Annotated in this window: 13 protein-coding genes; 9 read left to right on the forward strand and 4 right to left on the reverse strand. The window is 45.5% G+C overall.

The genetic code is table 11. From position 1 onward, the window contains the following. The first annotated feature begins 22 nt into the window (after positions 1 to 22). From trpD to CAG58_RS14875, 9 genes are all read left to right on the forward strand, one after another. Positions 23 to 1,021 (forward strand): anthranilate phosphoribosyltransferase, encoded by a 999-nt coding sequence (gene trpD / locus CAG58_RS14835; RefSeq protein ID WP_161426053.1) that lies wholly within the window; start codon positions 23 to 25, stop codon positions 1,019 to 1,021. A gap of 5 nt (positions 1,022 to 1,026) precedes the next feature. Further along, positions 1,027 to 2,436, forward strand: a complete 1,410-nt coding sequence (gene trpCF / locus CAG58_RS14840) for a bifunctional indole-3-glycerol-phosphate synthase TrpC/phosphoribosylanthranilate isomerase TrpF (RefSeq protein WP_161426052.1) — start codon at positions 1,027 to 1,029, stop codon at positions 2,434 to 2,436. 108 nt (positions 2,437 to 2,544) lie between these two features. Next, positions 2,545 to 3,735: a tryptophan synthase subunit beta gene (trpB, locus tag CAG58_RS14845; RefSeq protein WP_004395467.1), complete on the forward strand. Its 1,191-nt coding sequence runs from the start codon at positions 2,545 to 2,547 to the stop codon at positions 3,733 to 3,735. Further along, positions 3,735 to 4,547, forward strand: a complete 813-nt coding sequence (trpA, locus tag CAG58_RS14850; RefSeq protein WP_161426051.1) for a tryptophan synthase subunit alpha — start codon at positions 3,735 to 3,737, stop codon at positions 4,545 to 4,547. Before trpB ends, trpA begins: the two co-directional genes overlap by 1 nt. Before the next feature lie 373 nt (positions 4,548 to 4,920). Then, positions 4,921 to 6,120 (forward strand): Na+/H+ antiporter NhaA, encoded by a 1,200-nt coding sequence (nhaA, locus tag CAG58_RS14855; protein WP_158138307.1) that lies wholly within the window; start codon positions 4,921 to 4,923, stop codon positions 6,118 to 6,120. Positions 6,121 to 6,306: 186 nt separating this feature from the next. Then, positions 6,307 to 6,852: a septation protein A gene (locus CAG58_RS14860; RefSeq protein ID WP_154168446.1), complete on the forward strand. Its 546-nt coding sequence runs from the start codon at positions 6,307 to 6,309 to the stop codon at positions 6,850 to 6,852. 118 nt (positions 6,853 to 6,970) lie between these two features. Beyond that, on the forward strand, positions 6,971 to 7,375 hold the full coding sequence (gene yciA, locus CAG58_RS14865) for an acyl-CoA thioester hydrolase YciA (protein ID WP_161425704.1): 405 nt from the start codon (positions 6,971 to 6,973) through the stop codon (positions 7,373 to 7,375). 148 nt (positions 7,376 to 7,523) lie between these two features. After that, positions 7,524 to 7,820: a YciI family protein gene (locus CAG58_RS14870; RefSeq protein WP_154168448.1), complete on the forward strand. Its 297-nt coding sequence runs from the start codon at positions 7,524 to 7,526 to the stop codon at positions 7,818 to 7,820. A gap of 2 nt (positions 7,821 to 7,822) precedes the next feature. Next, positions 7,823 to 8,212, forward strand: a complete 390-nt coding sequence (locus CAG58_RS14875) for a GspS/AspS pilotin family protein (protein WP_161429771.1) — start codon at positions 7,823 to 7,825, stop codon at positions 8,210 to 8,212. A 90-nt stretch (positions 8,213 to 8,302) separates the two neighbouring features. Here CAG58_RS14875 and bioD read toward each other — a convergent pair whose 3' ends face one another. The 4 genes from bioD to bioB are packed head-to-tail and all read right to left on the reverse strand — an operon-like array spanning position 8,303 to position 12,003. Further along, the gene (gene bioD / locus CAG58_RS14880) at positions 8,303 to 9,007 is read right to left on the reverse strand and encodes a dethiobiotin synthase (protein WP_161426597.1); all 705 of its coding nucleotides are present in this window, start codon (positions 9,005 to 9,007) and stop codon (positions 8,303 to 8,305) included. Continuing rightward, positions 9,004 to 9,810: a malonyl-ACP O-methyltransferase BioC gene (gene bioC / locus CAG58_RS14885; protein WP_161426598.1), complete on the reverse strand. Its 807-nt coding sequence runs from the start codon at positions 9,808 to 9,810 to the stop codon at positions 9,004 to 9,006. The genes bioD and bioC overlap by 4 nt, the downstream gene beginning before the upstream one ends. Continuing rightward, positions 9,807 to 10,964 carry an 8-amino-7-oxononanoate synthase gene (gene bioF / locus CAG58_RS14890; RefSeq protein WP_161426599.1) on the reverse strand — a complete coding sequence of 386 codons (1,158 nt, stop codon included), beginning with the start codon at positions 10,962 to 10,964 and terminating at the stop codon, positions 9,807 to 9,809. Before bioF ends, bioC begins: the two co-directional genes overlap by 4 nt. After that, positions 10,951 to 12,003, reverse strand: coding sequence for a biotin synthase BioB (gene bioB / locus CAG58_RS14895; protein WP_161426600.1), 1,053 nt, complete (start codon positions 12,001 to 12,003; stop codon positions 10,951 to 10,953). The genes bioF and bioB overlap by 14 nt, the downstream gene beginning before the upstream one ends. Positions 12,004 to 12,239 lie beyond the last annotated feature (236 nt).

Raw genomic sequence — 12,239 nt, forward strand, 5'->3', positions numbered from 1 at the left:
CACTGATTGATAGGGATATTTTATGCAACACATCATCGATAAACTGTATGCCCAGCAGTCACTTTCGCAACTGGAAAGTCAGCAGCTATTTGATGTCATCATTCGAGGTGATCTTGACCCCATTTTAATCGCCGCGGTATTAACCGCCTTAAAAATGAAAGGCGAAACACCGGATGAAATCGCTGGCGCGGCGCAAGCTTTGCTTGCTAACGCTGAACCGTTCCCGCGTCCAGACTACGACTTTGCGGATATTGTCGGCACCGGTGGCGATGGTGCAAACACCTTTAATATTTCCACCACTGCCGCTTTTGTCGCCGCGGCATGCGGCGTGAAAGTCGCCAAGCACGGTAATCGTGGCGTTTCCAGTAAATCAGGCTCTTCTGATCTGTTAGACTCTTTTGGTATCAACCTTGCGATGAGCGCTGAGCAAACTCGTCAAGCCATGGATGAGTTAGGTGTGGCTTTCTTGTTCGCTCCCCACTATCACCAAGGGGTTCGCCATGCGATGCCCGTACGTCAAACCCTGAAAACACGCACCATTTTCAATATCTTAGGACCTTTGATTAATCCGGCTCGGCCAACGATTCAACTGATGGGGGTTTACAGTCCTGAGCTAGTATTGCCAATCGCCCAAACCATGTTACAAATGGGGCTGCAACGTGCTGCCGTGGTGCATGGTAGCGGCTTGGATGAAGTCGCCATCCATGGTGAAACTTTAGTTGCAGAAATTCGTCATGGTGAGATTATTCAATATACCTTGACCCCCAAAGATTTTGGCCTCGAGTCTTACCCTCTCTCTGCTATTCAGGGCGGAGAGCCGGCAGAAAACCGCGCCATCATTACCCATCTTTTGACGGGGAAAGGCAGCGATGCCCAACTGGCTGCTGTTGCGGTGAATGTCGCTCTGCTGCTACGCCTATTTGGCCGTGACGATCTGAAAGCCAACGCCCAGTTAGCCATCGACGTGATGAACTCGGGTAAAGCGTTTCAACTGGTTCAACAATTAGCACAAAGAGGTTAAATCCTATGTCTGAGCAACTCTCCGAGCATATTTCAATCCAAGATACTCAGATGGCCGAAGTATTAACTAAAATCGTGCAAGATAAGTACCTCTGGGTCGCACAGCGTCAAGCCGAGCAGCCGCTGGCTAGTTTTCAAGCTTTACTGACACCATCAGATCGCTCATTTTATGATGCCCTCAGTCCAGAGAAAACGCGCTTTATTTTAGAATGTAAAAAAGCCTCACCTTCAAAGGGATTGATTCGCGAAGATTTTGATTTGGATTATATTGCCTCGGTTTACCATCAATATGCAGATGTGATCTCGGTTTTAACCGATGAAAAATATTTCCAAGGCAATGTCGAGTTTCTGCCACGGATCCGAGGGCAAGTGAGTCAGCCAATCCTGTGTAAAGATTTTATGGTTGATGCTTATCAAGTGTATTTGGCTCGTCATTATGGCGCTGATGGGATTTTATTGATGCTATCGGTACTCGATGATCAGCAGTATCAACACTTAGCCGCGATTGCTCACCAACTGGGCATGGGCGTATTAACCGAAGTCAGTGACCATGCGGAATTACAGCGCGCCATCACCCTAGAAGCCAAGGTGATTGGTATTAATAACCGTAACTTGCGCGATCTCTCGACTGATCTCAATCGCACTAAACAGTTAGCTCCCTTATTACCAAAAGGCACCATCATCATTTCAGAATCGGGCATTTATCACCATCAACAAGTGCGTGATCTGGCCCATTATGCCAGCGGCTTTTTAATCGGCAGTTCACTGATGGCCGAGCAAAATCTTGAACTGGCGGTGCGCAAAATCATCCTCGGTGAAAATAAAGTCTGTGGCTTAACCCATGCCGATGATGCCGCCAAAGCCTATCAAGCCGGAGCCGTATTTGGCGGGTTAATTTTTGTGTCTAAGTCACCACGTTATGTGGATATTGCACAGGCACGACTCGTCATGAGCGGCGCACCTCTGCATTACGTGGGGGTATTTCAAAATCATTCACTGCAAGAGGTGGTCGATATCGCGCAGCAATTATCGCTCAAAGCAGTACAGTTGCATGGTGATGAAGACCAAGCTTATGTTGATCAATTAAGAATGCAATTAGCCAATGAGATTGAGATCTGGAAAGCCTATGGCGTGAGTGATAGCAAGCCAAAAACTCTGCAACGGCATATTGATCGTCATCTGTTTGATAGCCAAGTCGGCGCTCAATCGGGTGGCACAGGACAAGCTTTTAACTGGCAACTGCTCGATGAGGTCAATAACGTGATGCTCGCTGGAGGAATAAACCCAGACAACGCTCAGCAGGCGGCAAGCCTTGGCTGTTTGGGATTAGATCTCAATTCAGGAGTAGAAAGTCAACCTGGTAAAAAAGATCAACAGAAACTGAATTCAGCATTTCGTGCCATTAGGCATTATTAATCACCGATTTGCGCATGCCCAACAGTCCAAACCACCCACTAGGGTGGCAAACGACGCCAATGACAAGAGGATCATGCGCAACCAATGACAAGACAAAGGATACGAATCATGGCAAAGCTTAATGCCTATTTTGGCGAATACGGTGGTCAATATGTGCCACAAATTTTAGTCCCTGCGCTGGATCAGTTAGAACAAGCGTTTATTGATGCGCAGGAAGACCCTGACTTTCGCGCTGAATTTATGACCTTGTTGCAAGAGTATGCCGGTCGCCCAACTGCTCTAACCCTAACCCGCAATCTCACCAAGGGCACCAAAACCAAGCTATATCTAAAACGAGAAGATTTATTGCACGGCGGCGCGCACAAAACCAACCAAGTTCTTGGCCAAGCCTTGCTAGCAAAACGGATGGGCAAACATGAAATCATCGCCGAAACCGGCGCTGGGCAACACGGGGTAGCCACCGCGCTCGCTTGCGCGCTACTTGGACTGAAGTGCCGCGTTTACATGGGCGCTAAGGACGTTGAGCGCCAAAGCCCGAACGTCTTTCGTATGAAACTGATGGGCGCAGAAGTTATCCCTGTTCATTCTGGTTCGGCAACCTTAAAAGATGCCTGTAATGAGGCGCTGCGTGATTGGTCTGCTACTTATGAAACGACTCACTATTTACTCGGTACGGCGGCAGGCCCACACCCTTTCCCGACCATAGTGCGTGAATTTCAACGCATCATTGGTGAAGAAACTAAGCTGCAAATTTTGGCTCGTGAAGGACGCTTACCTGATGCCGTATTAGCCTGTATCGGTGGCGGCTCTAACGCGATTGGTATGTTCGCCGATTTTATTGATGAACCTAACGTACGTTTGATTGGTATTGAGCCAGCAGGAAAAGGCATTGATACCCATCAACACGGCGCGCCACTCAAACACGGTAAAACGGGGATCTTTTTTGGTATGAAAGCGCCACTGATGCAAGACTCGTATGGCCAAGTCGAAGAGTCCTATTCGGTTTCTGCTGGGTTGGATTTTCCATCCGTTGGCCCGCAGCACGCGCACCTGAATGCCATTGGCCGCGCAGAATATGAAAGCATTACCGATGATGAGGCGTTAGAGGCGTTTCAATCTATCGCGCGTAACGAAGGCATCATCGCGGCTTTGGAATCCTCACACGCTCTCGCTTATGCGGTAAAAATGGCGTATGCCGAGCCCGATAAAGAGCAGTTACTGGTCGTCAATTTATCTGGTCGTGGTGATAAAGATATCTTCACCGTCCATCAATTATTAGAAGAACGAGGCGCACTATAATGGATCGTTATCAACATTTATTCCAACGTTTGGCAGCACAGAACCAAGGCGCTTTTGTTCCGTTTGTCACCATTGGCGACCCTAACCCCCAGCAGTCGCTACGTATTATGCAAACCCTGGTTGAAGCCGGAGCCGATGCACTAGAGCTGGGTATGCCATTTTCAGATCCCTTGGCGGATGGCCCGACTATTCAAGGGGCGAATATTCGCGCGTTAGCATCCGGCACCACACCCGATCAATGCTTTGAGCTGATCAGCACCATTCGAGCACAATATCCTGATTTACCCATTGGTTTATTAATGTATGCCAACTTAGTCTACGCTCGCGGCATCGATAATTTTTATCAACGCTGCCAACAAGCGGGCGTTGATTCAGTGTTAATCGCTGACGTTCCGACCAATGAAAGCGATGAGTTTGTCACCGCAGCGAAAAAATACGCCATTCATCCAATTTTTATTGCGCCACCTACCGCCAGTGATGAGACCTTACAATCGGTTGCAGAGCTAGGTAGCGGCTATACCTACCTTTTATCTCGCTCAGGGGTAACGGGCGCAGAAACCAAAGCCAATATGCCCGTTCACGCCTTACTCGATCGCCTTAACCAATTTTCAGCGCCTCCAGCGTTACTCGGTTTTGGCATTTCAGAGCCAGAACAAGTCAAACAGGCCATTGAGGCTGGCGCTGCTGGAGCGATTTCTGGCTCGGCGGTAGTAAAAATTATCGAGCAACATCTTACCGAACCCGAAGTGATGCTAGATGAACTGAAAACTTTTATTTCGGCAATGAAAAACGCTACTCAACGCGATAACTAATTATCCGCTAAGTACTTAGCGTTTCACTGAGGCGGCCTTATGGTCGCCTATTTTTTCGCTTCCTTTTATCTACAAACCCAGTCTATTTTTCTCTCACTTCCTCTTCTGGTGACAAATGTGAACTGACTCCAAGTATTCACTTTTCACCCTTCAATTTACGCTCCAATTCGGAAATCCCGATTGTTAAACAAGATTTAATCGATATAAACGAGACGAATATTTTTACAGTCAACTATCATAGGCTCAGATGTTGAGTTTTTACTCTGACAATGCCCAAGACCAATGTTGATAGAAGACTTAACGTTTCATTACACGACTAGATTGAAACTATCGGCTATAGCAATACTAAAAAAATAATAATGGAAGAATGACAATGTATAAAAGGATTAAATATTTTCTCACCAGTGATCCTGCGAGCGGTGTATTACTGCTGCTTGCCGCCATCACCGCACTTGCCATCGCTAACTCACCACTACAACACTCTTATCAACAATTTTTAAACTTCTATGTTTTCGGGATCAGCGTCAGTCATTGGATCAATGATGGCTTAATGGCTTTATTCTTTTTAATGATTGGCTTAGAAGTAAAACGTGAGTTGATTGAGGGATCGTTAAATAGTCGCTCAAAAGCCATGTTACCAGCGATGGCTGCCTTAGGTGGCATGCTATTCCCTATCGCTATCTTCTTGTTTTTTAATTATCAAGATCCGATTGCCATCAATGGCTGGGCAGCTCCAGCGGCGACAGATATTGCTTTTGCTTTAGCGATTTTAAGCTTACTCGGTAAACGAGTGCCCGTTGAATTGAAAGTCTTCTTGTTGGCTTTGGCCATTATTGATGACTTAGGCGTGATTTTTATTATTGCTCTATTCTATAACAGTGAGCCTTCAGGCATGATGCTGCTGTTTGTCTTGACCATCAGTTTGTTTTTATTCTTTTGTGGCAAGAAGCAATTTTCCTCTCTCGCGCTGTATTTTGTATTATTCCTTGTACTTTGGTTTACCGTCTACCACTCAGGAATTCACGCTACGCTCGCAGGCGTTATCGCTGGTTTCTTAATTCCACTGACTTGCCGAGCAGGAAAGAGCCCGGCGAAACGGGTTGAGCATTTATTGAACCCTTATGTCGCGTTTTTAATCTTACCGCTGTTTGCCTTTGCTAACTCTGGCGTCACGTTTTCGTCGATTAATATCGTCAGTAGTAATGCTCACTTACCGCTCGGTATTGCGCTAGGATTATTTGTCGGTAAACCTATCGGTGTCTTCTTATTCAGTTGGTTAGCGATTAAGCTTGGCGTCGCTCAACTGCCCCCTACTGTCAACCTACGCATGATTCTATCGGTAGCGGTACTGTGTGGGATTGGTTTTACTATGTCTATTTTCATTTCCACTCTCGCGTTTACCGCTGAGCAAAGTGTGATGGTCGATTACGCCAAAATCGGTATTTTGATGGGCTCGACCGCTTCAGCCATCTTGGGGTTTTCTATGTTAATCAAGGCGCTTCCAGTATCAACGCCACACATTGTCTCTAGCCAAGCCAGAGTAAGTGAGTTGCAACAAAGCCGAATTAAATAATCATGGTTGCTTCTATACTCAAACAACGTGGAATTATAATTAGGCGGTAACGGAGTGAATCCCCAATCATATAAATAAACGATATGATTGGGGTAAGCCAACACCACGGTGAGCGATTATCTGTTTTGATTTAGTGATTATTTCGCTAGACTGTCACCATCGTCTCCTTTTGGGCCTCATCTGATAATGAAACAACTGCTCGACTTTATTCCGCTGATTATTTTCTTCGTACTATTTAAGCTTTACGATATCTATATTGCGACTGGCGCGCTGATCGCCGCAACCGCACTGCAAGTGCTGATCACTTACTTTTTAGTCAAAAAAGTCGAAAAGATTCAGCTGATCACTTTTGCTCTTGTGGCTATTTTTGGCGGCATGACCATCTTCTTACATAATGATAACTTTATAAAATGGAAGGTGACCATTGTCTATCTGGTGTTTGCTATCGGACTTGCTGTCAGTCATAAACTGGGTAAATCAGCGATTAAAGGTATGCTTGGCAAAGAAATTTCACTACCGAATGATATTTGGGCCAAAATCACTTGGGCATGGGTGATGTTTTTTGCTGTCTGTGCGCTTCTCAATACTTACATTGCCTTTCAGCTCTCGTTAGAAGTATGGGTTAATTTCAAGGTTTTTGGCTTACTTGCCGCAACGTTTATCTATACTTTACTGACCGGATTTTATATCTATAAACACCTGCCAAAAGAGCAAAAAGACACGGAGCAGTAACGGGAGGCAGCCCGATACTCATAACACTTTTGAGCTTAATCCTATTTTAAGGGTATAATCTCAGTTCTTTTTCAGCGACCCTTGTGGGTCGCTGTTTTGTTTATTGTGGATGTAGAAAATGAATCAGGATGCACACTCTCCTAAAGGCCAACTATTATTGAGAACGTTAGCGATGCCAGCCGATACCAATGCCAATGGTGATATCTTTGGTGGCTGGATTATGTCGCAACTCGATCTCGCTGGTGGTATTCTCGCTAAAGAAATTTCCAGCGGACGTATTGTTACTGTCTCTGTTTCTAGTATTACCTTTAAAAAACCAGTCAAAGTCGGTGATGTGGTGTGCTGTTATGGTGAATGCACCAAAATCGGCCGAACCTCGATGTCGATTAATCTTGAAGTGTGGGTCAAGCCCATCAAGGAAGATGGGGTACTTGATCGCTTTCAAGTGTGTGAAGCTACGTTTAATTATGTCGCGATTGATGCATATGGGCGGCCTCGAGTGATAAAGCAGAGAGGCGCTTGATCACATAACGAAGGATTAATAATATTAATCGTTAATAGGCATTTTAAAATCGCTTTACTTTCAGTACATTAACATCAACCATACTAACTAAACCGAAAGTTATAGGTAGACAGATAATCTACTTTTAAACACCAATAAGGATATCAATATGTGGTATGTGATCTTTGCTCAGGATGTACCGAATTCTCTAACACAACGCCTTAGTGCTCGTCCTGCTCATTTAGCACGCTTACAAGCATTACGTGATGAAGGTCGCTTGCTTACTGCGGGACCAATGCCTGCTATTGATGCAGAGAATCCAGGTGACGCTGGATTTACTGGCTCAACAGTGATTGCTGAATTTGAATCTCTACAAGCCGCCCAGCAATGGGCTGACAACGACCCTTATGTCACGGCTGGCGTTTATGCCCAGGTGATCGTCAAACCATTCAAAAAAGTGTTTTAATTATGAATAAGTTACTATTGTCCTGCGTAGGACTGACGATGCTATTATTGGCTGGCTGTAGTTCAACCGCCGATCAACAAAAACACCTAGAACTGCTTGCCGCTAATCGCGCCAGCGTATTAAACGCTGAACTCCCGATTGAACAAGGCCCTTTGACTATCATGCGTGCCAGCGCCAAGGGGATAATGATTGAAATGATGATGATTTATAACAACGACCAACAAGGTGCGACCCCAATTGATCAAGTGATGCAATCCAGTTTACAACGTTTTTGCTCGACACCTGATATTCGTGCCAATCTTGATGTCGGTATTAGTTATCGTTTCTTGGTACGCAACCCACGAGGACAAACCATGGTTGACCAATCGATGACAAAAAGTAGCTGCAAATAAACGCTAAATTCGGCTTTCCTATCGATGAGAATTCAGTCGTGGGCAAACTCAAATGAACAAGGTCTAACCATTCCGGTAGACCTTGTTTCTCTAACAAGTCAGCGTTTCTTTCTGCTCAATCAATAATGGGGATAAATCAATATACTTACCCAAATCTCGGCACTTAATACTTGGCATGTAGGGAATCTCACCTAACTTTGGCGCATCAATCCGATGTTCTAGTAATTGAATAATATCTGCATAGTGCTCGGTTCCAGGATTGACTCGATTCGCCACCCAGCCAACAATCTTTAATCCATCAGCATGAATGCTTTCTGCCGTTAGTAAAGCATGGCTTAAACAACCCAGTTTAATACCAACAACTAAAATCACTGCTAATTGTTCTTGCTGCACCCAGCGAGATAAACCCTCACTATCCGATATTGGTACCCGCCAACCACCTGCGCCTTCAACCAATACAACATCAGCATGAGATTGTAACTTCGCGAGTTTTTCACTCAGCACACTAGTATCTATATTTACCTGCTCATGTTTGGCGGCAATATGAGGCGAAGCCGGCAAGGCTAACGGATACGGATTAATATCTTCATACGGCATTTTGACGGTTGCTGCTTGCAACAAATGTAAAGCATCGCCGTTACGCATCCCTTCTGCCGTTTGCTCACATCCAGCCGCTACTGGTTTATAACCTATAGTAGAAAAACCACGAGCGGCCAATGCCTGCAAAATCGCTTTTGAAGCCACGGTCTTACCCACATCGGTATCCGTACCGGCAATAAATATTGCGTTAATCATCGATATAACACCCCTAAACAAACTTGATACGTTGCAGGTAGGAGACCTTGCTGATCAGCAAACTGCTGATAGGCCTGCTCTACCTGAGCAAGAGTGTGGCGGCCCGTTAGCCCTTGAGATCGGCCATGGATATGGGTGGCCCCAATACCTTTCAGATCGCGCATTAATTGATAAGCGCTCTCATACCACACGGTTATTGCGGGTAAGTCTAAGTGATATTGCGCAAAGTCAGATTGCGCTAACGCAAGGTTTATCTTATTCACATCCGCAAAGCGTTTAACGTGTTGATGTACATCAACCTTCTGCCACGCTTGTGCTAACTCGGTTAATGATCCAAACAATAAAGTGGAAAATCTTGCTTGTCCTTGAGGTTTGAGAATGCGATGAATTTCTTGCAGCGGAACGACTAAATCCTCACACCACTGCAAGGCTAAACTCGAAAACACCAGATCAAAGTGCGCAGCTTTGAAAGGGAGAGCTTCAGCGTCAAGTTGGACATAATGCATTCGATAATGACCACAACGCTGTTTAGCCTGATACAACATTGCTGATGAAAGATCCGCACAGACGACGGTCGCACCCCGTGATCGCAGTTGCTGAGCGAAATAACCCGTACCACATCCCAAATCCAGTACCTGCCAATCCACCAGTTGTTTGGGCAAAGTGTCCAATAACCGTTGCCCGACATCACGTTGAAAAGCCGCATGTTGATCGTAACGAGATGCCGCTTTGCTGAAGGCTTGAGCAATGGCTTTTTTCGTTGCCCCTTGCTCAGCGTGCTCTACCCCAACCGCGAGGTTCATAATTGCCCCTCCATCGCCATCATTAAAGCGTCAGCCAGCTTTGTGACTTGTTGATTGGTGTGATTGGCCGTTAACGTAATTCGCAGTCTTGCTTGATTGGTCGGGACTGTGGGGGGGCGAATTGCACCCACCCAAATGCCACCATCACGCAGTCGGTCAGCAATAGTGATGACACGCTGGTTGCTTCCAAGGATAAATGGTTTGATGGGAGTTGAAGTGGAAACAAAGCCAGGCACACCAGTAAGCATTTGGTCATAGACCATAGAAAGTTCTTGCAACTTCTCTCTGCGCCACGATTGTTGTTGCACCATTTGGATAGAATGACAGAGAGCATAAGCTTGTGCTGGCGGCATCGCCGTTGAATAGACATGATGACGAGCAAATTGAGTTAAATAATCTCCCAAAGCCTCACTACATAAGATTGCTGCTCCCGATAAACCAAGCGCTTTACCAAAGGTGACGACCAAAATATCGGGTTGAATTCCTGCTTGCGCGCAGCTTCCTCGCCCTTGCTCCCCCAAAACACCAATACCATGGGCATCATCAACCATCAGCCATGCTCGTTGATCAACCTGCTGCTGGATTGATGATAAAGGCGCTCTATCACCATCCATACTGAATACCCCCTCAGTGACTACCAACGCGTGCTGGGATGAATGGGCGGTTAACAATTGCTTAAGGTGTTCAAGATTATTGTGCTGAAAGCGCCGTAATTGAGCTGAAGATAATAAGCCAGCTTCAATCAACGAAGCATGATTAAGCTTATCTTGTAAGAGCAGGTCCCCCTCCTCTAACAAGGTGAACAACAGGGCTTGATTGGCGCTAAAGCCAGAGCTAAATAAAATAGCTCGAGGATACCCTAACCACTCGCAAAGCAAGGCTTCAAGCCGCTGATGCGCGGGTGAAAAACCACTCACTAATGGTGAAGCGCCGCTGCCAGCACCAAAGTGAGCTAAGCCTTGCTGCCACGCTTCAACTAATGAGCGGTCTCTCGCTAATCCTAAATAATCATTACTCGCAAAATGATCATACTTTCGCCCTGCGTGAACTAATTGCGCTGAATCTGTGGTTTGAACTGCTGACAATTGGCGGGTTAAGCCTCGTTGGTTTCGCTCATTCAGCGCATACTCAATCCGTTGCTCAAAGGCTAGCATCGTAAAACAGATCCGTATTACTTGGTCTTGATGCAACACGTTCAATCACTTGATCGAGCAGATCGTTTTCTGTCACTTGATCCGGTTTTTGAATCGCTTGCTGACGGTTAATACCTAACTTATTAAACAGCTGCAGATCACTGTCTTCAGCAGGATTTAGCGTAGTTAATAATTTGCAACCATAGAAGATTGAGTTGGCACCAGCCATAAAACACAGTGCCTGCATCTGTTCGTTCATCTTCTCTCTCCCTGCGGATAAACGCACCGCAGATTTTGGCATCATGATCCGTGCAACCGCAATTAACCTTATAAAATCAAAAGGCTCAACCTCTTCTGCACTCGCGAGTGGTGTTCCTTGAACTTTAACCAGCATATTAATCGGCACACTTTCAGGTTGAGTCGGTAGGTTCGCCAACTCAACGAGCAGGCCAGCACGATCATCAACACTTTCTCCCATGCCGATGATCCCGCCAGAACAAATTTTCATTCCGGAATCACGGACATGAGACAGGGTATCTAAACGGTCTTGGTAGGTTCGCGTGGTAATAATATTGCCGTAAAATTCAGGAGAGGTATCAAGATTATGGTTGTAATAATCTAATCCCGCTTGCGCTAGCTCATACGCTTGCTCTGCACTGAGCATGCCTAACGTCATACAGGTTTCTAGCCCTTTTTCTTTGACACCAGCAATCATCGCTTTCAACAATGGCATATCGCGCGCTTTGGGATTTTTCCATGCTGCTCCCATGCAAAATCGCGTCGATCCCGATTGCTTGGCTTTTTCCGCCGCGTCTAAAACACGCTCTACTTCCATAAGTCGCTCTTTATCAACATCAGTCCGATAATGAGCACTTTGTGGACAATATTTACAATCTTCCGGACAAGCACCGGTTTTGATCGACAATAAGGTACTGACCTGAACATGGTTATGCGGATGAAACTGACGATGTACTTGCTGCGCAGTAAATAACAAATCCATAAACGGTTGATCAAGCAGCGCCGTAACTTCCGCCCTTGTCCAGTTGTGACGTACTTCCACGAGTAATCCTTAGCAATGTGCCTTGCTTGGTGACATTTATGCGCTGTAGTCTACTTAAGCGACATCAACTGTCAATGACAATTAAATTAAATGGTTTACATCAGGTCAAATAACAACCACAGACAGGAGCGCTAATGTCATTAGTATGAGAGAATTTAATTAAGTAGCTAAACTTCAAGTCAAATAAGTCAATCATAATTTTATGTTTAAATGTAGAAAATTTTATTTATAAATTT

The organism is Vibrio sp. V31_P5A7T61 (genome assembly GCF_009904895.1).
In the GTDB taxonomy this organism is placed as follows: Bacteria; Pseudomonadota; Gammaproteobacteria; order Enterobacterales; family Vibrionaceae; genus Vibrio; species Vibrio metschnikovii.